The organism is Paenarthrobacter nitroguajacolicus (genome assembly GCF_051027655.1).
In the GTDB taxonomy this organism is placed as follows: Bacteria; Actinomycetota; Actinomycetes; order Actinomycetales; family Micrococcaceae; genus Arthrobacter; species Arthrobacter nitroguajacolicus.
The window spans coordinates 1296794-1317450 of the sequence record NZ_CP073234.1 but is presented as its reverse complement, the minus strand read 5'-3'; the positions used below and the strand labels follow the sequence as shown (position 1 = coordinate 1317450).

The 20657-nt window shown below is 62.6% G+C and carries 17 protein-coding genes; 10 read left to right on the top strand and 7 right to left on the bottom strand.

The features are described 5' to 3' along the window. Positions 1–33: 33 nt before the first annotated feature. Both KCX59_RS06580 and KCX59_RS06575 read right to left on the bottom strand, forming a co-directional pair. The gene (locus KCX59_RS06580; protein ID WP_179019276.1) at positions 34–1740 is read right to left on the bottom strand and encodes a flavin monoamine oxidase family protein; all 1707 of its coding nucleotides are present in this window, start codon (positions 1738–1740) and stop codon (positions 34–36) included. After that, positions 1737–3167 (bottom strand): amino acid permease, encoded by a 1431-nt coding sequence (locus KCX59_RS06575; RefSeq protein ID WP_256871599.1) that lies wholly within the window; start codon positions 3165–3167, stop codon positions 1737–1739. Before KCX59_RS06575 ends, KCX59_RS06580 begins: the two co-directional genes overlap by 4 nt. A gap of 194 nt (positions 3168–3361) precedes the next feature. Between KCX59_RS06575 and alr the strand changes: the two genes are divergently transcribed. Beyond that, entirely contained in the window at positions 3362–4609 is a 1248-nt protein-coding gene (gene alr, locus KCX59_RS06570) for an alanine racemase (protein WP_218649699.1), read from the top strand. Continuing rightward, a complete protein-coding gene (locus KCX59_RS06565; RefSeq protein WP_178997790.1) occupies positions 4599–6212 on the top strand; it encodes a PucR family transcriptional regulator in 1614 nt (537 codons plus the stop codon). The genes alr and KCX59_RS06565 overlap by 11 nt, the downstream gene beginning before the upstream one ends. Here KCX59_RS06565 and KCX59_RS06560 read toward each other — a convergent pair. Then, the gene (locus KCX59_RS06560) at positions 6209–7015 is read right to left on the bottom strand and encodes a carbon-nitrogen hydrolase family protein (RefSeq protein ID WP_179019280.1); all 807 of its coding nucleotides are present in this window, start codon (positions 7013–7015) and stop codon (positions 6209–6211) included. The two genes, KCX59_RS06565 and KCX59_RS06560, sit on opposite strands and share 4 nt — an antisense overlap. A 310-nt stretch (positions 7016–7325) precedes the next feature. Between KCX59_RS06560 and KCX59_RS06555 the strand changes: the two genes are divergently transcribed. The 6 genes from KCX59_RS06555 (at position 7326) to KCX59_RS06530 (ending at position 15043) form a co-directional block, all read left to right on the top strand. Beyond that, positions 7326–8516, top strand: coding sequence for an ROK family transcriptional regulator (locus tag KCX59_RS06555; protein WP_091466018.1), 1191 nt, complete (start codon positions 7326–7328; stop codon positions 8514–8516). 129 nt (positions 8517–8645) lie between these two features. Then, entirely contained in the window at positions 8646–10202 is a 1557-nt protein-coding gene (gene mmsA / locus KCX59_RS06550; RefSeq protein WP_179019282.1) for a multiple monosaccharide ABC transporter ATP-binding protein, read from the top strand. 45 nt (positions 10203–10247) lie between these two features. Continuing rightward, positions 10248–11516 carry a multiple monosaccharide ABC transporter permease gene (gene mmsB / locus KCX59_RS06545; protein WP_179019284.1) on the top strand — a complete coding sequence of 423 codons (1269 nt, stop codon included), beginning with the start codon at positions 10248–10250 and terminating at the stop codon, positions 11514–11516. A gap of 54 nt (positions 11517–11570) precedes the next feature. Further along, positions 11571–12668, top strand: a complete 1098-nt coding sequence (locus tag KCX59_RS06540; protein WP_091466013.1) for a substrate-binding domain-containing protein — start codon at positions 11571–11573, stop codon at positions 12666–12668. A gap of 210 nt (positions 12669–12878) precedes the next feature. Beyond that, entirely contained in the window at positions 12879–14348 is a 1470-nt protein-coding gene (locus tag KCX59_RS06535; protein ID WP_179019286.1) for an ABC transporter permease, read from the top strand. A 2-nt stretch (positions 14349–14350) separates the two neighbouring features. Then, positions 14351–15043 (top strand): ABC transporter ATP-binding protein, encoded by a 693-nt coding sequence (locus tag KCX59_RS06530; protein WP_179019288.1) that lies wholly within the window; start codon positions 14351–14353, stop codon positions 15041–15043. On the opposite strand, the gene KCX59_RS06525 is transcribed toward KCX59_RS06530, so the two are convergent. Genes KCX59_RS06525 through KCX59_RS06515 form a run of 3 tightly spaced genes read right to left on the bottom strand, consistent with a single transcriptional unit; the run spans position 15021 to position 18034 of the window. Next, positions 15021–16202 carry an ABC transporter permease gene (locus tag KCX59_RS06525; RefSeq protein WP_179019290.1) on the bottom strand — a complete coding sequence of 394 codons (1182 nt, stop codon included), beginning with the start codon at positions 16200–16202 and terminating at the stop codon, positions 15021–15023. The genes KCX59_RS06530 and KCX59_RS06525 overlap by 23 nt on opposite strands. Then, on the bottom strand, positions 16199–16927 hold the full coding sequence (locus KCX59_RS06520; RefSeq protein ID WP_179019292.1) for an ABC transporter ATP-binding protein: 729 nt from the start codon (positions 16925–16927) through the stop codon (positions 16199–16201). The genes KCX59_RS06525 and KCX59_RS06520 overlap by 4 nt, the downstream gene beginning before the upstream one ends. Positions 16928–16939: 12 nt before the next feature. After that, positions 16940–18034 (bottom strand): biotin/lipoyl-binding protein, encoded by a 1095-nt coding sequence (locus tag KCX59_RS06515; protein ID WP_179019294.1) that lies wholly within the window; start codon positions 18032–18034, stop codon positions 16940–16942. A 407-nt stretch (positions 18035–18441) separates the two neighbouring features. On the opposite strand from KCX59_RS06515, the gene KCX59_RS06510 reads away from it, so the two are divergent. Both KCX59_RS06510 and KCX59_RS06505 read left to right on the top strand, forming a co-directional pair. Then, positions 18442–18966 carry a hypothetical protein gene (locus tag KCX59_RS06510; RefSeq protein ID WP_179019296.1) on the top strand — a complete coding sequence of 175 codons (525 nt, stop codon included), beginning with the start codon at positions 18442–18444 and terminating at the stop codon, positions 18964–18966. A gap of 13 nt (positions 18967–18979) precedes the next feature. Then, a complete protein-coding gene (locus KCX59_RS06505; protein ID WP_179019298.1) occupies positions 18980–20065 on the top strand; it encodes a Gfo/Idh/MocA family protein in 1086 nt (361 codons plus the stop codon). 135 nt (positions 20066–20200) lie between these two features. Here KCX59_RS06505 and KCX59_RS06500 read toward each other — a convergent pair whose 3' ends face one another. Beyond that, a complete protein-coding gene (locus KCX59_RS06500; protein WP_178997773.1) occupies positions 20201–20641 on the bottom strand; it encodes a DoxX family protein in 441 nt (146 codons plus the stop codon). Between the last annotated feature and the right edge of the window lie 16 nt (positions 20642–20657).

Sequence of the window (20657 nt, the reverse complement as noted above, 5' to 3'; positions counted from 1 at the left end):
GGGGCGCAGAGCGGGCCTCGCAACGTAAGGAGACTAGTCCAGGGAGATCGGGCCGAGCTCGTCCAGCAGGTCACCTGGCCCCGGGTTTCCGGCAGCGGACGAACCGCCCAGGTGATTCACGACTCCCCACACTGCATTCAGGCCCGTGGTCACGGCACCCTCGGCCCAACCGGCGGTGAAGGACACGTCATCGCCCGCGAGGAAGATGCCGCGCTGGTGCTCCGGCAGCTGGTCCTGCTTGAAGTGCGTGAACAGGCGCTGCTGGTACCGGTAGTGGCCGGGCAGGTTGGCCTTGAACGCACCCATGAAGTTGGGATCCGCTTCCCAGGACACCGTGATCGGTTGCCCCACGATGTGGCTCGCAATGTCTACGCCCGGGTAGATCTGTTCCAAGGAGTGCAACATCAGCTTCACGCGCTCGTCCGCGGTCAGGGCCAGCCATTTCAGGGCGTCGTCGTTCCATGTGTAGGACAGGAGCATGACGGCGGGCTTGTCCGGACCGTCGTCGAGCAAGTACGTGGCCCGGTTGAGGCGGTCGGTGAGCGTCATGGACAGGACCTCGCGCCCGGTCTCGGGATCGATGTCCTTCCAGAACGGGCGGTCCACCATCACGAAGGTCTTTGAAGACTGCATGTAATGCGAGCGTTCGATCGCGGTCCACAGCTCGGCCGGGAACAGCGCTTCCTCGGTGTGGATGCGTGTGGACAGCAGCCAGGACTGGCAGGTGGTCACCACGGCTTGGTAGGTGGCTTCGCGTCCCCAGTTCTCGCGGACCAGGAGGTCGCCGTTCTCTACCCGGCGTATGTTGTCCACGGCTCCGCGGGGCGAGCCGGAGTGCAGCGACGCCAGGGAGGTGCCCTCGGGCCAGTACTTAAGGTCCGACGGCGCGTGGTTCCAGAGTGCCTCGGGAAGCCTTTGCGCTCCTCCGGCAATGGAGCGGTGCTGGTCGTCGGCATCGGTGTAGACCACGCGGAGGATTTCGAGGATGGAGTTGGGGAAGTCAGTGTCCCAGCCGCCGGTACCGAAGCCCACCTGGCCGAATGCCTCGCGGTGAGCAAAGCCGGCCTCTTTGAAGGACTTGCTGGCGGCGATGAAACCGTAGAAGGTCTGCTCGTCCAGCTCCGGCAAGAGCGCGTTCCAGAGTTCCTTGATCCGCTTGGTGTCGCGGGCCTTGATGGCTTCCTGCATCTCAGCGAAGGCGACGCCATCGTTGACTGCTGCTTTCCAGGCGTCGGCTACTTCCAGGAAGAACTCCGGCAGCTCGTCAGCCGTGGTGGCGTAGTGCTTCTTGCCCGCGAGTTCGATCACTGTGGAGGAGGTTGCCGGCGCCATGGGGTTCGGGAAGTCCTGGGTGTCCAGGCCAAGCAGGTCCACGTAGTGGTAGAACGCCTTGCCGGAGACCGGGAAGCGCATGCCGCCAAGGTCCGCCACGACGCCGGGAGCTGACGGGAAGCTCGCAGTGCGGAGGCGTCCACCAATCTGGTCGGCTTCGTAGATGACGGGCTTGAGGCCAAGTTTCATCAATTCATAGGCGGTCACCAGTCCGGACAGGCCTGCGCCGATGATGGCTACTTCCGTGCCGTAGAGCTCTTCCGGGATTGAGCCGAGCCCATCGGGGTGCGCCAGGTAGTGGTCGTAGCTGAACGGGAAGTCCGGGTTCAGCATGGTGATGGGTGCTCCAGCGGCCGCTTCAGGCGCGCCTGGCTCCCCGATGAGCGGGAGTTCTGTGGCGATGGTCATGAGTTTGCTGCTTTCACAGATTCCGGGCTCGCTGCCCTGGTGGTTAGTTCACGGTAGTCCTGCTCGCTGAGCGCGGCTACCTTTGAGTTCCGGCGTCCATAGCCGAAGTAGAGGGCGACGCCCACCAGCATCCAGATACCGAAGGTGATCCAGGTATCGGCGCCCAGGTTGAGCATCAAATATGCGCACATCAGGGTGCCCAGGATCGGCGTGATCGGGTACAGCGGGACCCGGAAGCTGCGCTCCAGGTCGGGCCGGTTGCGTCGCAGGTAGATGACGGCCACGTTGACCAGCGCGAACGCGAAGAGCGTACCGATGCTGGTCGCGTCTGCCAATGCGCCCAGTGGAACCAAACCCGCGGCAAGGGCGACGGCGATGCCCACAATAAGCGTTCCGGCCACGGGGGTGCCGGTTCGGCGGGAAACGCGGCCGAAGACCTTGGGCATCATGCCGTCGCGGGACATGGAGAGCAGGATGCGGGTCTGTCCGTAGAGCACTGTCAGCACGATGCTGGCGATGGCAAGCACGGCACCGGCCGAGAAGACCAGGGCGATCCACGGCTGTCCGGTGATCTCATGGAGAATCTGGACCAGTGCGGCTTCCGTGCCGTCGAACCATCCCCACGGGCGGGCGCCGATGGCTGCAACGGCGACCAGGACGTAGATGGTGGTGACGATGACCATGGAGAGCATGATGGCCCGGGGCAGGTCGCGCTTGGGATTCTTCGCTTCCTCGCCGGCCGTGGAGGCTGCATCAAAGCCGATGTAGGAGAAGAAAACGCTGGATGCTGCGGCGGAAACACCGGCGGCGCCCATGGGCAGCAGCGGTTCGAAGTTGCCGGCATTGAATGCGGTGAAGGCTACTGCGCAGAAGAAGATCAGGATGCCCACCTTGATCACGACGATCGCCGTATTGATCCAGGCACTTTCGCGGGCGCCCCGGACCAGCAGGAGCATAGCCAGGATCACGATCACCATAGCGGGCACGTTCACCAGCCCGCCATCCCCAGGCGGCTGGCTGATCGCGTCCGGCAGGAACTGGCCAAACGCGGCGAGTGTCTCGTTCACATACTGGCCAGCGCCCACGGCAACGGCTGCCACGGAGACCGCGTACTCCAGCACCAGGCACCAGCCACAAATCCACGCCATGCCCTCGCCCATGGTGGCGTAGGAGTAGGAGTAGCTGGAGCCTGCCACCGGAACGAGCCCAGCCATTTCGGCATAGGAAACAGCGGAAAGCAGCGCGGCGAGGCCGGCAATGACGAACGAGATCCAAATGGCAGGACCGGCCAGCGGCATGGATTCGCCGAGGATCACCAGGATGCCGGTGCCGAGGGTGGCTCCGACGCTGATCATGGTGAGTTGGAAGACGCCAAAGCTGCGGACAAGCGGCGTTCCGCCTTCGCCGCTACCGGCTTCGCTGACCATCTGGCCAATTGGCTTGCGGCGCAGGAGTTGCGCGCCGAGGCTTGGCCTGGCGGCGCTTGCCGCGGCCGGGTTTTTGGTGTTCACAGGCACAGTCACCCTTGACGTCCCTTCAAAGTAGTTTCGATTTCCCCTCCACAAGACTGGCATGTGAGCCACCTCTCACCGCGGTGCAAAATGACCTATAGTGTTCAACCATGAGACGTAATGCACACTATCAAGAGGCTGCCGCTGCAGCCCTTTCCGGGCAGGTCAACGTGGACTTGTCTGCCATTTCAGACAATGTCAAAGCCCTGAAAAAACGCACCGAGGCGCAGCATTTCATGGCTGTAGTCAAGGGCAACGCCTACGGCCACGGCCTGGTGGAAGTTGCTCGCACAGCGGTGGAAGCTGGCGCAGACTGGCTTGGCACAGCCCAGCTCAGTGAAGCTATCGCACTCCGCCAAGCGGGCATCACAGTCCCCATACTTTCGTGGTTGTATCTGGCATCCCAGACAAGCGCCACCATCCTTGAGGCGCTGGAAAACGACATTGATGTGTCCCTAGGAAGCGTCAATCAACTGGAGGTGCTGGTAGGAATCGCGAAACGCCTTGGCCGTCCCGCCGTCGTGCATTTGGAACTGGACAGCGGCCTCAGCCGCGGCGGTGCACGAAAGGAAGACTGGGCTGAACTTGTGGCGCAGGCACGGCAAGCTGAGCTGGACGGGACCCTCCGTGTTCGAGGCCTCTGGACCCACCTGGCCTGGGCCGATGTCCCCGCGCACCCCGGTAACGCCACCGCCGTCGCGGAGTTCGAGGACGCCGTTCACCAAGCGCGAGAGGCCGGACTGAGCCCCGACCTACGGCATGTTTCCAGTTCTGCCAATATCCTGGACCGGCCGGAATTCCACTTCGACATGGTCCGCGCGGGACTGGCCATTTACGGGCTTGCCCCCGCCGATCACCTGAACCCGGCTGACTTTGGCTTGCGTCCGGCGCTCAGCGTGACGGCGCCGCTGGTCATGGTCAAGAAGGTCCCGGCAGGCACAGGCGTCAGCTACGAACACCAGGCCATCACCTACGAACCGCGCTACCTCGGGCTCATCCCGCTCGGTTACGCGGACGGTATCCCCAAGGGCATCAGCGGCCGCTCCGTTGTGAACGTGGCCGGACGCGCGGTGCCGGTGATCGGCAAGGTCTGCATGGACCAGTTCATGGTGGACTTAGGACCGGACGCTTCGGGAATCGACGTCGGGGACACCGCAGTGTTGTTCGGTGACCCGGCATGCGGGGCGGCGAGCGCCGACGACTGGGGCGCCGCGATCGGAAGCCATGGCGACGAGATCATCAACAGGATTGCACCGCGCCTGCCACGCGCCTACGCAACCAGCGCCAACCAGGACTCCGCATACGAGTGCCCCGACTACCAGGAGCCGGCCGCCGCCGGGCAGGGCAATGTCGCCTGAGCCCGCCACCGCCCGCCTGAGTTTTGTCACGCTCGAGCAGTTCCTGGAACAGCTGCCGCCGGAGTTGAAAATGCTTCACGACGGCGGCAGCGGGACCTCGGTGCTGCGGTGGGTGGAACCGAGTGAGCTCGAAGACCCTACGCCTTACCTGCCGGAGGGCGAGTTCCTCCTCACCGCCGGGTTGCCTTTCCTTGGGAAGGGCGGCTCGGCGGCCAAGGTGGACGCCTACGTACGGCGGCTCGTGGGTGCCAAGGTTGCGGCCCTCGGCTTCGGTATCAGGCCCTATTTCGACGCCGTCCCGGACGTCCTGCTGGACGCTTGCCGCAAGCACAACCTCACGTTGTTCGAAGTACCGGAGTCTGTGCCTTTCGCGGCGATTGGCTTGGAGTTCTCCCAGCTTCTGGAAACTGACAACGCGCGGGTCTTCCGGCAACTGGCCGACACCAACCGCCAACTCATGCGGGCGGTCCTCTCCCCCCGGCCCGAACATGAACTGTTGGCCGCCTTGGTGCAGAGGGTGCCCGTGTGGGCTGTTCTGGTAGGCGCTGACGGACGGGTCCGTGCCCGGGGGCACAACGCCGGCGGCAGCAGCGGCGTCGAGCATTCCATGTTGACACCTCTCCTGGAGCGGTTGCTCTCCGGCAGCGGTCCACGGGTGGAGATGGACGGTTTCGAACAGCCGGGTTCGGCATTGGTGTTCGGGCACCCATTGCGCAGCAATAAGGATGCCAACCTTGGCGCTTTGATCCTCGGTTCGGATGCACCGCTGACGCCTGCGCAAAACAATGTGGTGCAGTCAGCCGTGGGCTTGCTGGAGTTGTTGGTGAGGCAGCGGACCAGTGGCTCGTTGGCACCGAGCCAGCTGGCTACGGCTGTTTTGCTGCACCCGGATTCGGTGGCGTCAGGTGGCACTAAACATGTCAACGGGCTCAAGGACCTGCTGGCTCAGAGCCTGTCCTCCACTCGTTCGGCACAGATGCGGGTGGTGCAGGGCATCAGGGTGGACGGAGCGGCAGACGACGGACCGGTGAGGGAAGTGCTGCAGTGGCGGAGGCTGTTCGATACCAAACTGGTGGAAATTACCGAGTACGGTTTCGCGGCCATTACCCGTTTGAGGGTGGACGATTCCTTGCTGGCCGACGTGGAGAAGCTGGGCTGGCGGCTGGTCATCGGGGAACCAACCGAGCTCCTTGGACTCCAAGCGGCCTACCAACGTGCAAGCTCCCTGCGAAGCCGCGTTCTATCCACCGGCAAGAGCGCCCGCGTTGATGAGGTCACGTGGTCTGTCTCAGGGCTGCTGGGCCGCGAAGCCGGGACCATGCTGACCGAACGACTCCTTGCCCCCGTGCTCGCGCTTGAACCGGACCGTCGGGACCCGCTTCTTGCTGTCTTACGCGGTTGGCTTAGCGAGAACGGTAGTTGGGACGGCTCGGCCAAGCTGCTGGGGCTGCACCGCAACAGCGTGCGGCGGCAAATCGGCGTGCTCGGCGAGCTGCTTGACATGGACCTCAACCAGGCGCAGGTTCGGGCCGAGCTGTGGTTTGCGTTGCAGTACGTGGAGGAGCTGGTCGCTGGCCTTTCCGGTGATTCGACGGGCGACTAGTTGTCCCATTCCTCGTAGAGTTCCGGCCGGCGTTCGCGCAGGTACGGGACTTCTTCGCGTGCCGCTTTTACTGACTCCGTGCCGACCTCCGCGAACAACAGAGTGGCGGACTCCCCCGCAGCGGCAAGCAAAGATCCGTCTGGTCCGGCAACAACGCTGCCGCCCAGGAAGTTGTAGATGTCCTCGTGTCCACTGTGGTTGGCGTAGGCCACGTTGAGTTGGCTTTCCAGCGCGCGGGCACGGATGAGGACCTGCGGCACGTTGTCGAACCCGGCGGAAAGGGCAGTCGGCACCAGCAGGAGTTCAGCACCTCGTGTGGCAGCGGCACGGACGGCTTCCGGGAACTCGACGTCGTAGCAAATCAGCAACGATGTGCGGATCCCATTGAAATCCACGACGGCGGGAGGTTCTTGGGCGCCGACGAACGCCTTGTGCTCCTCCGGACCAAAGAGGTGCACTTTGGCATAGTTGAGGACCTCGTTGCCTGCCGAGTCCAGGAGGGTGGCGGTGATGTGCCAGCTCCTCCCTTCGCTTCCCGCTGCCGGCGCCGGAAGGCTATAAACCAAGCCAATGCCGTTGGTCCGGGCGATGCCGGCCAGCCGTTCACGGATGCCGGGGAGCGTCGATGGGTCCAGTTCGGCGTGGAGCCGCAAGGGTGCGTAGCCCACGGGGAACAGCTCCGGAGTGAGGAGCAGTCCGGACCCGGCTTGGGAGGCGCGCTGCGCGGCGTCGTCGATTGTGCGCAGGTTCGCCTCAACGTCCATGACGGAAGCGTTCGCCTGCAGGACTGAGAGCAGCATCATTACCACCTTGGTTTCGCCTGATCCCGATGCCTCCTACACGTGGCCGGGACGTTTCTTGCTTCCAGCGTAGGCCTGGGACTTGCTCGGCGGGTGAGGCAATTGGACCCGGGGAACTCCGGATCGGGATGCAATGCACGCCGCTCCCCTGTTGCAAGGCCCGCTCTGCAGGCAAACATGGGTTCATAGTGCGCATAACGGGCCTCACAAGGGGTACATATCTCTCGATCTTGCGTTGGAGTATGTCGGGCAGGGTTGACTTGCTGTGTTCACTTCTTGACTACAAGGTTGCTTGTGGGGCAATCTTCTTGTCATGCCCGCTACGCAGCGCTCAACGAAGAGCCATCCAAGAAAACCCGGCTCGCAGTCCGCGCTGCGACACCTGAATCAGCAACGCATTATCGAGTGTTTGCTGAGCGGGCCGTCTACGCAGGCGGAGCTTTCCCGGCAGACCGGCCTTTCCACGGCCACCATCTCCAACATCGTGAAAATCATGCAGGACGCCGGACTGGTTTCCACCGAGCCGACCACAAGCTCCGGGCGCCGGGCAACCAACGTGAGACTCAACAGCAACGGTGCAGTCGCCGTCGGAATCGACTTCGGGCGCCGGCACCTGAGGGTGGTGTTGGCATCGCTGGGGTACCACGTGATTGCCGAGGATTACATGGAACTACCGCTGGGCCACCAGGCGGAAGAGGGCATCGCGGCGGCAGTCCCACTCCTTGACAGGCTACTGCGTGAAAATGGCATAGACCGCACCGCAGTGGTGGGAGCAGGTGCCGGCATTCCGGGGCCCATTGACCGCCGCACCGGTACGGTTGCCCAGGGCGCCATCCTCCCCGAATGGGTGGGCATCGACATCCTTCATCGCTTGGAGGAAGCGCTCAACTGCCCCGTCTTTGTTGATAACGACGCCAATCTTGGTGCGTTGTCGGAAGTGACATGGGGCCCGCATAGCGGGGTCTCCAACCTCATGTTCCTCAAGATCGGCTCGGGCATCGGCGCCGGCCTGATCCTGAACGGACTGCCCTATTACGGGAATGTAGGCATCACCGGAGAAATCGGCCATGCCACCATCCATGAACACGGATTGGTGTGCCGCTGCGGCAACCGCGGGTGCCTGGAAACCATTGCCTCAACCACCACCATGATCGAGCTCCTGGGGCGCGGGCAGGAGAAGCTCCTGACCCCGCAGGACATCGTCCGCAATTGTTTGGCCGGAGACTCCGCAACCCAGCGCGTGGTGGACGATGCCGGCCTGGCAGTGGGCCGCGCCTTGGGCAATGTCTCCAACCTGATAAACCCTGAAGTGATCGTTGTCGGTGGACCCTTGGCGGGCTTGGGCGACCTCCTCCTGGACCCCATCCGCCGCGGCCTTGTCCGGCATGCGGTACCCGTGGTGGGAGAGACAACCCACCTCGCGATGTCGTCCCTCGGAGCACGCGCAGAGGCCCTGGGAGCCGCCGCATTGGTGTTCCAACACGCAGGCATTACCGGTAGGTAACGAAATCGTTAGCTGGATCATGCGTTCAAGTCTTGACGACAAGATGGGTGATCCAGTTTACTTTTTGATCAGACAGCCTCGCCATCGCGGGGCCGACAACGAAGTCATGCATTGGAGGCGTAAGGGCTGATGACATCCCTCGACACGCAAGGTGAACCCATCCTTTTGGAGATGCGTTCCATCACCAAGGAATTTCCTGGAGTGAAGGCCTTGTCGAATGTGAGCCTGCGCGTGATGGCCGGCGAAATCCACGCCATCTGTGGCGAAAACGGTGCCGGCAAATCCACGCTCATGAAAGTTCTATCCGGCGTTTACGGGTACGGAAGCTACACGGGCGACATCGTGTACCAGGCGGAAACGCAGCAATTCAAGGACATCCGCGCAAGCGAAGCGGCCGGCATCGTGATCATCCACCAGGAACTGGCGCTGATCCCGGAACTGTCCATCATGGAGAACATCTTCCTGGGCAACGAACCCACCAAGTGGGGAGTGATCGACTGGGCAGAAGCCCGGAAGCGCTCCCTCGAGCTGCTGGCCCGTGTCGGCCTCAGGGAAGATCCCGATACCCCCATCAAGGAAATCGGCGTCGGCAAGCAGCAGCTGGTGGAGATCGCCAAGGCCTTGAACAAGTCCGTGAAGCTCCTGATCCTGGACGAGCCCACCGCCGCACTGAACGAGTCCGACTCCCAGCACTTGCTGGACCTGATCCTTGGCCTGAAGGGCAAGGGCATCACCTCGATCATCATTTCCCACAAACTCAATGAGATCGAACAGATCGCGGACGAGATCACCATCATCCGTGACGGTAAGTCGATCGAAACACTGAACGTCAAGCGTGACGGCGTGGATGAGGACCGCATCATCAAGGGCATGGTGGGCAGGACGCTCGAGTCCCGCTTCCCGGATCACGAACCCAAGATTGGCGAGGTCTTCTTCGAGGTCAAGGACTGGACCGTTGGGCACCCGCAGATCCAGGACCGCTTGATCTGCAAGGGTTCCAACTTCTTTGTGCGCCGCGGCGAAATCGTTGGTTTCGCAGGGCTCATGGGGGCAGGACGCACGGAACTGGCCCGCTCGCTGTTTGGGCATTCCTATGGCCGGTTCATCAAGGGCCAGGTCTACAAGGACGGCAAGCAGGTCAACCTTCGCACCGTTCGTCAAGCGATCGACGCCGGACTCGGCTACGTCACTGAGGACCGGAAGTCCTTGGGCCTGAACCTGCTGGATGACATCAAGACCACCACGGTTTCGGCGGCGCTGAACAAGATCAGCAACTACACGGTAGTGGACACCCGCAAGGAATTCTCCGTTGCCGAGGAGTACCGGAAATCGCTGCGGACCAAGACGCCTTCGGTTGAGGAAGGCGTTGCCAAGCTTTCCGGCGGCAACCAGCAGAAGGTGGTCCTGGCCAAATGGATGTTCACAGATCCGGATCTCCTGATCCTGGACGAACCCACCCGTGGCATTGACGTCGGCGCCAAGTACGAGATCTACGGCATCATCCAGAAGCTGGCGAACCAGGGCAAGGGAGTGATTGTCATTTCCTCGGAGCTTCCTGAGCTCCTGGGCCTGTCCGACCGGATCTACACCATCTTCGAAGGCGCCATCACAGGCGTCCTGGACAAAAACGAAGCAAGCCAGGAAAGCCTGATGAAGCTTATGACGTCCGCCCGCAAAGAAGCCTGACCCTTTGGCCTCGCCCCGCCCCTTCCTGACACAAGGACCAAAACAATGAACGCGCTCAAGAAGCTATTTGGTGGCAATACCCGCCAGTTCGGCATGATCTTCGCCCTGGTGGCACTTATCGTCTTCTTCCAGATCTTCACGGACGGCCGTACCCTGACGCCCGGCAACGTGATCAACCTGTTCAACGGCAACTCCTACATCCTGATCCTTGCCATCGGCATGGTCCTGGTCATCATTGCCGGCCACATCGACCTTTCCGTGGGTTCCGTTGCCGCCTTCGTGGGCGTCTTCGTGGCCTTGGCAATGCGCGACTGGGGTCTGCCTTGGTGGGCAGGGGTGCTCTTCGGCCTGCTCCTGGGAGCAGTGATCGGAGCCTGGCAAGGATTCTGGGTGGCGTATGTGGGCATACCAGCCTTCATCGTGACCCTGGCCGGCATGCTGTTGTTCCGTGGCTTCAACCAGTTCGCGGGAAAGTCCAACACCATCCCCGTTCCCCAGGACTTCCAGTTCCTTGGTTCCGGCTACCTGCCCGAGATTGGCCCCAATACAGGCTTCAACAACCTCACCCTGCTGCTGGGCATCATTGCAGCTGCGTTCGTGGTCATCATGTCCCTGCGTGCCCGCGCCACCAGCAAGGCGCTGGGCGCCGAAGTTCCTGAACTTTGGGTCGAAGTTACCAAGCTGGTCCTGATCTGCGGCGCCATCCTCTACGCTACATACCTGTTCGCCACGGGTCGGCCCGGCACGTCCTTCCCGATCCCCGGCCTGATCCTGGCCGTCCTGGTTCTTATCTACGGTTTCATCGCTGACAAGACCGTCCTCGGCCGTCACGTCTACGCAGTGGGTGGCAACCGCCACGCAGCTGAGCTGTCCGGTGTCCAGTCCAAGAAGGTCAACTTCCTGGTCATGATGAACATGTCCGTCCTGGCTGGCCTGGCAGGCATGATCTTCGTTGGACGTTCCACCGCTTCCGGTCCGTTCGACGGCGTCGGTTGGGAACTGGACGCCATTGCGGCAGTCTTCATCGGCGGCGCAGCCGTCACCGGTGGTGTTGGCACCGTGATCGGCTCGATCGTTGGTGGCCTGGTCATGGCTGTCCTCAACAACGGCCTCCAGCTGCTGGGCGTCGGCGCCGACCTCACCCAGATCATCAAGGGCCTGGTGCTCCTTGCAGCAGTCGCCTTCGATGTTTACAACAAGTCGCAGGGCAAGCGGTCCATTACCGGGCTGCTGATGAAGAACTTCCAGCGCAACAACGAGATCAAGCCCGACGAAACCACCTCCACCAAAGAGGTCATCTCCAAGGAAGCGTAATCCGCTCCCTGAAAGACTCGCTCCACCCCACCCACACAGAAAGTGAACCAAGATATGCGAATGTTTGGTAAAGCAGGAAAGGCAGCAGCAGTCGCTGCCATCGCGGCACTGGCGCTGACAGCCTGCGGCCGCAGTGACAGCGGCTCAAGCAGCAGCACAGCAGGCGGGGAAGCGTTCCCCAAGGACTCAATGATCGGCGTCGCACTTCCGCAGAAGACCAGTGAAAACTGGGTCCTCGCGGAGAAGCTGTTCAACGATGGCCTCAGCAGCGCCGGGTTCAAGCCCGACGTCCAGTTCGCCAACGGCGGCGTGTCCGAGCAGCAGAACCAGATCAGCGCCATGGTCACCAAGGGTGCCAAGGTGATCATCGTGGGAGCCATCGACGGCGCCCAGCTGGGTACGCAGCTCAAGCAGGCCAAGGACTCCGGCGCCACAGTCATCGCCTACGACCGTCTGCTTCTCAACACCGAGAACGTGGATTACTACGTGGCGTACGACAACTTCAAGGTTGGTGAACTCCAGGGCCAGGCGCTGTTGGACGGTATGAAGGCCAAGAAGCCTTCCGGCCCGTACAACATCGAGCTCTTTGCCGGTTCCCCCGACGATGCCAACGCGAAAGTCTTCTTTGACGGCGCCATGAGCGTCCTGAAGCCGAAGATCGACGACGGAACCCTCAAGGTTGTCTCCGGCCAGACCTCGTTCGAGCAGGCTGTTACTCAGGGCTGGAAGGCAGAGAACGCCCAGCGTCGCGCTGACACGCTGCTCACCGGCAGCTACGGCACCGCTTCCCTGGACGGTGTCCTCTCCCCGAACGACACCTTGGCCCGCGCAGTCCTGACGTCCGTCAAGGCCGCCGGCAAGCCGCTGCCAGTCGTGACCGGCCAGGACTCCGAAGTTGAGTCCGTAAAGTCGATCATCGCCGGTGAGCAGTACTCCACTATCAACAAGGACACCCGCAAGCTCGTTGAGCACGCCATCACCATGGTGAAGGACCTCCAGGCCGGCAAGGAACTGGAAATCAACGACAAGGATTCCTACAAGAACGGCGTCAAGACCGTCCCGGCATTCCTCCTGCCTCCGCAGATCGTTACGGCAGAGAACGTCAAGACGGCTTACGTTGACGATCCGGTACTCGGCCCGATCACCAAGTAAGTGGTCACTAAGTAACACCGCTTAAGAGCAGCAAGCCCCGGCCCGCCAATTCGGCGGGTCGGGGCTTTCTCTTGCCTTCAACCGAGGCTCGAGTACTTTCACAGCCCACGCATAGCTTGGGCAGGCTTTCCGCACAGCAGCACTCACGAGTCTTGGATCTGCAGCCCACGTCCAGTGGGCCCCACGAACTTGCAGGTCAAGAGGAGAAACGTGAGCGTCCTTGCCCGAAGCGTAGGCAATGCCTTCCGCAACAAAATCAGAACGACGGCGGTTGTCGCCGTGCTGGCCGTAGCCATCGGCCTGGCGTTGGCCATGCTCGTGGCCAACCAGGCAGTGGGCGCCAAGGTCCAGGAGCTCAACACCTCCGTGGGCACCACCTTGACGGTTAATCCGGCGGGCGGCCAAGGCTTTGAAGGCGGCGGCGAACCGCTCACGACGGCGGACGCTGAGACTGCGGCGTCGGTCGCCAACGTGGCGTCAGTAGTTGGCGCCAAGGCACTGCGCCTCCAGACGACCACCACAACGGGGACCACCGACGCAGCCACGGGCACCACCCAGCAGGCGGGCCCGGGCGGGGGCTTTGGTCCCGGCGGGCAGCAGGCGACGGTCAGCACCAACCTGACGGCCGCCGTCGACGCCGGCACGCTGGGAAACCGCAACAACGCGAGCGGAACCACCGGCACAACTACCCAGCCCGCACGCACGCTCCCGATCACGGCGACGGGCATCGGCGCCGAAGTGGACAGCACCGGCAAGGCCCTGGACATCACCAATGGCACCGGCCTGGGCGACTACGCGGCATCCGAGGCGAAGGCTCTGGTGGGCACGTCCTTGGCTGAGAAGAACGGCCTGACCGTAGGCTCCACGTTCACCATCCAGGACAAGGCCTTCACCGTAACGGGAATCTTCGACGCCGGCACAACCTTCGGGAACAATGCCGTCTACGTCACGCTTCCTGAAGCGCAGACGTTGGCGGAGACTCCGGATGAGCTGTCCACCATGATCGTCACGGTCAACAGCATGGAGAACGTGGACAGCACTAAAACTGCTGTTCAGGACGCGCTAGGCACCGACAAGGCCGACGTCACCCAAGGCCAGCGCAACCTCGAAACGGCTGTCAGCTCACTGGACAGCGTCAAGAACATCTCGATGATCGCCTTCATCGCGGCCCTAGCCACCGCCGGAATCATCATCCTGCTCATCATGGTCATGCTGGTTCGCGAGCGCCGCCGCGAGATCGGCGTCCTGAAGGCCATCGGTGCCCGGAACCGTACTATCGGCCTGCAGTTCGTCCTCGAGTCGTTGGTCCTTGTTGCCTTGGGCAGTGTTGTGGGACCTGTGATCGCTTCATTGGCCAGCGGCGGCATCGCGTCGGCACTCATTAGTTCAAACACCACCACGACAGCGGCCACCACCACCCAGCGCGGCGGCGGACTTGCAGGGGCCATGCCCAACGGCACAGTCCCGGGTGGCGGGATGCCCGGCGGTGGGATGGGCGGCGGCCAGGGCGGCCCCTTCGGTGGAGCGTCGCAGCTGCTCACCTCCGTCACTGCGAGCGTCTCCCCCGGCGTCCTCGCTGCAGGCATCGCCGCAGTCTTCGCGGTAGCCATCATCGGTGCCCTGGTACCGGCACTGCTGACCGCCCGTATCCGTCCCATCGAAGTACTCCGAGGAGAATAGCCGTGATCGTAGTCAAGGACCTGGTCCGTCAGTTCAAGTCCGGTGATCGGACCATCAAGCCAGTAAACGGGGTCAGCTTTGAGCTCGACAAGGGCTCGCTGGCGTCCATCGTCGGCAAGAGCGGCAGCGGCAAAAGCACGCTGTTGTCCCTCCTGGGTGCGCTGGACAAGCCCACCTCGGGAGACGTCGTCGTGGACGGCGTCAGCCTGGCCGGACTGCCGGACGGCAAGCTGACCGAGTACCGTCGCCGGGACATCGGCTTCGTGTTCCAGCAGTTCAACCTGATTCCCAACCTCAGTGCCGTGGACAACGTCATGCTGCCTATGGAGTTCGCGGGTGTCCGCAAAGCGGCCAGGCTGCAGCGGGCCAAAGAGCTATTGGAGCAGGTGCAGTTGGATCCAGAGAAGCACTCGCGCCGCACCAACCGACTGTCAGGTGGCGAGCAGCAGCGCGTCGCGATTGCCCGTGCCTTGGCCAATGAGCCTAAACTGATCCTCGCCGATGAGCCCACCGGAAATTTGGATGAGCAAACCGGCGAGCACATCATTGAACTGTTGAGCTCCCTGAGCCGCGATCACAACACCACCATCCTGGTGGTCACGCATGATCGCAGCCTGGCGCAGAAGACCGAGCGCTGCTTCCGTCTTCAGCAGGGCAGGCTCACCGAGGAGGTCAGAACCGGATCGCGTCGATGACCTTGACGCGCACCGCAACGAGCGCAGGGATGGCTCCGGCGAGTGCGCCCACAAGGACTGCTGCGCCGAACCCCATCAGCGCGGCCTCGATGGGGAAGGCCGGATACTCGGTGAGTCCCGGCGCTACCTTCGATTCGATCCACGGGTGCTTCACCACCGCGACTGCCAGCATGACTCCCGCCAGGCCGGCAACTGCGGTGGCCACCACGGATTCCATCATGACGCCCACAAAAATCCGTCCGGACGTTGCCCCGAAGCTGCGCCGGATGCCGATTTCACGGACCCTGTAGCGCACGGTCACCATGGAGATGTTGAGCATTCCCACGGCTCCGAGCAGGAGCACCAGACCGGCCACGCCGCCCACCACCATCTGGACGGGAGCCAAAGGATCTCCCCATGCGGCATAGTCCATACGGTTGGCGTGGGCGTAGTAGCCGGGGAACTGGCCTTGGAGATCGGCGGTGATTGCCGCAGTGAGGGCTCCGGCCTGTGCCTCGCCAACCCAGATTTTGAACTCCGACATCTGCGGCTTGATCCCGGTCATGGCCGCGCCCTCGGCAAGGATGAACGCGGAAGGCGGCGAGTCCGGGTAGGAATCAGGCACGACGCCGATAATCACCGCCGTTGCCGGCTGATCTCCGGGGATGCTCACCGTGGGATGGGTGGTGAGGTTTGGCCTGCCCGCTTGGTTATAGAAGGATTCAGAGACGACGACGGCGGGTGCGAGCCTTTTGCCGTCGTCGGCAGCGAACCAGCTTCCTTGCTGAAGGGGGACCCGGTGGATGACGCCGTAGCCGACATCCACAATGGTCACGTTCACGGTTGTCACACCACGGGGAAACTGAAAACCGGCCTGGGTCTGGCTGACGTGCGTGGAGGTCGTGATGCCGTAGCGCTGTTGAATACCTTGGTAGGCCTTCTCAAGTTTCACTGGGTCCGGCATGGTTGGCCCCTGGACGTTCAAGGACAGCGTTGCCACCCGACCGCCGTTACGTTCGGACTGAACTTTCATGCCTTCCCGGGCCAAACTGCCCACGCCCACCACGGAGGTCAACGCCGCAACGGACAAGGCAACGCCCAACAGGGCCAGGAGAATGCGAACCTTGTTGATGCGCAGTTCCTGCCACGCTTCAACGAGCGTGGAAATGAAGCCGGTCATGCGCCAACTCCTGCGGGAGCCGGTGCCGGCAGCGAGCTGAGCACGCCGGAATCCAGACGGTAGCAGGCCCTGGCCAGGGCTGCGACGTTAGTGTCGTGCGTGATGGTCACCAACGCGGCTGCCGTTTCCGTGGCCACTGTATCCAGGAGGGCCATCACGGATTGCCCTGTTTCCACATCCAGCGCACCGGTTGGTTCATCGGCCAGGATGAGCCTCGGCCTGCGGACAAGGGCACGGGCAATGGCTACGCGCTGCTGCTCGCCACCGGAAAGCATGTTGGGCATGGTCTTGGCGCGGGAGGCGAGGCCAACCCTGTCCAGCATGTCCATGGCAATCTCGCGACGCCGCCAGAACTCCTTGCCTTTGGCGTAGAACAGCGGCGTAATGACGTTGTCCAGCGCGCCGCGTCCGGGCAACAGGTTGAACTGCTGGAACACGAAGCCCACGGTAGAGCCCCTCAACCGGGCACGGGCGTTGTTACCCAGCCGGTCTGCGGGCTGGCCAAGGAACTCCAGCTCCCCCGACGTCGGGATGTCCAGGAGGCCAAGCAGGTTGAGCAATGTTGATTTGCCGCAACCCGAACGGCCCACGATGGCGGTATGGTCCCCGCTGTGGACCTCGAGGTCGATGCCCCGAAGGATGTTCAGCTGCTGGTCGTCGGGCAGCCTGACGGATCGGGTGACTGAACGCAGACTGACGAGAGTTTCTTTAGGTGATTCGTCCATGCCGTTCGCTGCCTAGCCCATCGGGCCGTAGACGGCCTGGCCCGGACCCATCATGGGATCTTGAACGGCCGGCGCCCCGGGCACGAATTCCAGTACCTGTTCGCCTTCGGTCAGGCCGGAGGTCACTTCCACCACAGAGCCGTCATTGAGCCCCAGCTGGACAGTGCGCTGCTCGGGAGCGGCACCTGTTCCTCCCGGGCCGGCGATCCATACGATCCCGTCCTTGACGCTGCCCTTCACGGATGTCAGCGGAACAGTTACTACGTCAGATGCAACACCGGCGCTGACCGTCATGGTGGCGCCAAGTCCCGCGAAGACCTGTAGGCCTGAAGGAACCGGGCAGCTCAGCGTTCCTGTAGGAGTGCCGCCCTCTTCCGGTTGGTTGCCTCCGCCGGGGCCCGCAATCGCTGCGCCGACGCCCATTCCGGCACCTCCGCCTGTGGCGGCCAGTCCGCCCGAGGCCGCACCGCCGTCGTCGGATGTGTTGTTCTTGAGAGTCACGTCGGCGCACTGGAACGGCGCCGGTCCACCCACCAAAGCGATTTCCGCAGGACCGGGTTTGCCCAGCAGGCGGTACTGCTGCGCGGCCGTGACTGACCCCGACACGGTGTAGGTTCCGGGATCGATCTTGCCCACGGACTCGCCCACGGTGACCTGCTGGTCAATGAGGGTTGTGAGCTGCTGCAGGGTTCCGGCGCTTGGAGCGAGGATGTCGAAGTAGTCGTACACGGGCTTGGGAGCTGTTTGCGGCCCCTCCTGTGTGGTCTGCGTGGGGGCGACCGCGCGCTCAGCCTTGACTTGGAAAAGGACCTCGCCCTTGCTGACGGTCGCACCCGGCTCAACGAACACCTGGACTACTTTTCCGGCTGAGGTGCTGCGGACAGTCTCGGCGGCGTCGCTCTGTACGGTGCCCTTGATTTCCACGGTGTTGGTGACAGTAGCCCGGGTGGCCGGGACTACCGGGATGTCCACTTGGGCCAAAGGCGCGGGCTCGGCAGCGGCCGATTCCAGGCCATCCACAAAAGCGATCTTAACCAGGGCCACCGCAATAATCGCGAAAACCAACAACCAGGCAACCGGCAAAATGACGCGCCGAAAAGTACCCATCCCTGCTCCATTTCGGTAACTCCCCACAGAACCTCTGCGAGGGATGATTGCCTAAGCCTAAGGGAGGAAATTCTGCGCGCCGGGCATTCCTATGACTTGACAGAATGCTTACCGTGTCGGGGGTGTAGCGCTGCCTTGAACTATTTGGTTGAGACATGGCAGACTGAACGGGTACACGCCCCAGTGACTATTCGGCAGAAATGTCGGACTCCTGGGGCAAATTTTTTTTAAGTGGGAAGAGGCCACGTGGACGTCGGATCAGTCGGAGCACTTGAACAATTAGTGAGTGCTCCACGCTTCCAGACTTACCTCCGGTACTACCGCGGGGATCAGCAACTAGCATCCCGGCTGTATGCGTGGAACATCGAAATTTCTCTGCTTTCTGGGGTCCGCTAAGCATCTTGGAAGTGGCCGTCCGCAACGCGCTCCACAACACCTTGGCCAATGGCCGCGCGGAAGCATGGTGGGAACTCTCCGAAACCCGCCTTTTGAACAACGACCGCGCGATCCTCGACGAGACGATTGCCAAGCTACAGCGGAGGATCTCTTCCCCCTCCCCTGGCCAAGTCGTCGCCGCCCTGCCGTTCGGCTTCTGGACCCGCCTGCTCGACAAGGGCATTCCACGCGACCCTCTCTTAAGCTATGAGACCGCTTTCTGGCAGCCGCGGCTGGTCAGAGCCTTCCCACATGGGGCCAACCTGAAGAGAAAAGTCCTATTTACGGAACTTACCCAGATCCGCGAAATGCGTAATCGAATCGCCCACCACGAACCCATTTTCAAGATGCCGCTGGAAACAATAAAGACTGACATCTCCCGTATCGCGGGCTACGTGCACGTAGATGCTACAGCGATCATGAACGGTTGTAGTCGTGTCGCCACTGTTCTGGCGAGAAAACAATCGGCAATTACGCACGGCTTTAGCAGCTTCTGAGAGGATGAACGGCATGACACTTCCTATCGCCGTGCCGTGGCTTTCCAACCAAACCAATCAGGATCCCCGCGCAGCAACCGGGCAACCCTTGCGGTGGGGAGTAGTGTCTACAGGCAACATCGCCAACAGTGTTTCCCGGGACCTGGCATTGCTTGAGGATGCGGAGCTGTACGCAGTGAGCTCCCGCACCCAGGCTGCCGCGGATGCATTCGCCCATACTCTCGGCTTCGCCAAGGGCTACGGGGACGACGGCTACGGGGACGACGGCGACGTACCCGGCTACCAGCGCTTGTTCGACGATCCCGCCGTGGACGTGGTCTACGTTGCTACGCCGCATGCCCAGCACTTCCAGATTGCAGCCGCCGCTTTGCGGGCCGGTAAGCATGTCCTGTGCGAGAAAGCCCTCACCATTAACGCCCGCGAAGCCAGCGAGCTGGTGAAACTGGCCCGGGAGCAGAACGTGTTCTTCATGGAAGCCGTGTGGAGCCGCTTTCTGCCGAGCATGCAGCGAGCGTTCGAGATCGCGGCCTCCGGGGAGCTCGGACAGATCCAGTGGGTCAGCGCAGACCTCGGCTTCCCGGCACCCTACGATCCCGCTGCACGAATTTGGGCCCTCAATGACGGCGGCGGGGCGCTCCTGGACATCACTGTCTACCCACTGCTCTGGGCGCTGGGAACGCTGGGCTTCCCGCAGTCGGTCACTGCAATCGGCACGCTCAACGACGACGGCGTGGACAGCCAGAACGCCCTGACCCTGGGCTACGACACTGGTGCGCAGGCGCAGTTGACGTCGTCGTTGATGGCCCACGGCCCCCGAACCGCAACGGTGGCCGGCGGGCTCGGGTTCCTGCAGACGGTGGGCTCCGTGAACAACCCCCGTGAGCTGATGACCCGGATCGGGTGGGACGAACCCCGCCGCGAGCACTTTGACGTTGTGGGCACCGGCTACACCTACGAACTCCGGGAAGTAACCCGCTGCATCCAGCAAGGCCTCACCGAGAGCCCGGTCATGCCGCTGGAAGACTCGATAAACGTTATGCGCCTCTTCGACGGGGTGCGGTCGCAGTTGGGGATCCGGTACCCCAACGACGCCCGGTGAACTGGCCTACGGGTGAATTGAGCACTCGCGGCTTCGTTGCGAGGCCCACTGTGCGCCGCAAAACCCAAGGATACCCCGCAGAGGAGGCCTCACAACGAAAAGCCAGTGCCGCCGTCGTGAGTTAACTCAGCTGTATTAACGCCCGTGGCGGGCCGGTTGCCTTGCCAGCTTGCGGTCCAGGGACAGAGCGCCGGGCCCCAGAAACACGAACGCGATGGAGATGGCGACGTAAATGATCAGGAGTTCGGCGTTGACACCGGACTTGTCAGTGAGCAGTGGTTTGCCCGCTTCGGTCACGAACCAGATCCCGGCGAACAGGATCGCCGCCAGGAATCCGGCCACCCTGGTGAGGGCGCCGATGACCAGGAGCAGGCCGAGGCCCAGTTCACCGGCGATCACAAGCCACGCCACGATCTCCGGCTTCTGCACGCCCATGGCCGCCACCGACGCGGCGAACGCAGCATGCCCGGCCATGAACTTCTGGAAGCCGTGCACCATCAGGAGCGCACCGAACACCACTCGCAGGATGGTGACGCCGCGGGCAGAGGACGTGGGAGACGGGTGCAGGAATTTCACGGGTTCCAATCTTCCA

Excerpts from the sequence above, each read along its gene's own strand:
- KCX59_RS06580 (WP_179019276.1), bottom strand. The coding sequence starts at position 1,740 with ATGACCATCGCCACAGAACTCCCGCTCATCGGGGAGCCAGGCGCGCCT.
- KCX59_RS06575 (WP_256871599.1), bottom strand. The coding sequence starts at position 3,167 with ATGGTCAGCGAAGCCGGTAGCGGCGAAGGCGGAACGCCGCTTGTCCGC.
- alr (WP_218649699.1), top strand. The coding sequence starts at position 3,362 with ATGAGACGTAATGCACACTATCAAGAGGCTGCCGCTGCAGCCCTTTCC.
- KCX59_RS06565 (WP_178997790.1), top strand. The coding sequence starts at position 4,599 with ATGTCGCCTGAGCCCGCCACCGCCCGCCTGAGTTTTGTCACGCTCGAG.
- KCX59_RS06560 (WP_179019280.1), bottom strand. The coding sequence starts at position 7,015 with ATGATGCTGCTCTCAGTCCTGCAGGCGAACGCTTCCGTCATGGACGTT.
- KCX59_RS06555 (WP_091466018.1), top strand. The coding sequence starts at position 7,326 with ATGCCCGCTACGCAGCGCTCAACGAAGAGCCATCCAAGAAAACCCGGC.
- mmsA (WP_179019282.1), top strand. The coding sequence starts at position 8,646 with ATGACATCCCTCGACACGCAAGGTGAACCCATCCTTTTGGAGATGCGT.
- mmsB (WP_179019284.1), top strand. The coding sequence starts at position 10,248 with ATGAACGCGCTCAAGAAGCTATTTGGTGGCAATACCCGCCAGTTCGGC.
- KCX59_RS06540 (WP_091466013.1), top strand. The coding sequence starts at position 11,571 with ATGCGAATGTTTGGTAAAGCAGGAAAGGCAGCAGCAGTCGCTGCCATC.
- KCX59_RS06525 (WP_179019290.1), bottom strand. The coding sequence starts at position 16,202 with ATGACCGGCTTCATTTCCACGCTCGTTGAAGCGTGGCAGGAACTGCGC.
- KCX59_RS06520 (WP_179019292.1), bottom strand. The coding sequence starts at position 16,927 with ATGGACGAATCACCTAAAGAAACTCTCGTCAGTCTGCGTTCAGTCACC.
- KCX59_RS06515 (WP_179019294.1), bottom strand. The coding sequence starts at position 18,034 with ATGGGTACTTTTCGGCGCGTCATTTTGCCGGTTGCCTGGTTGTTGGTT.
- KCX59_RS06505 (WP_179019298.1), top strand. The coding sequence starts at position 18,980 with ATGACACTTCCTATCGCCGTGCCGTGGCTTTCCAACCAAACCAATCAG.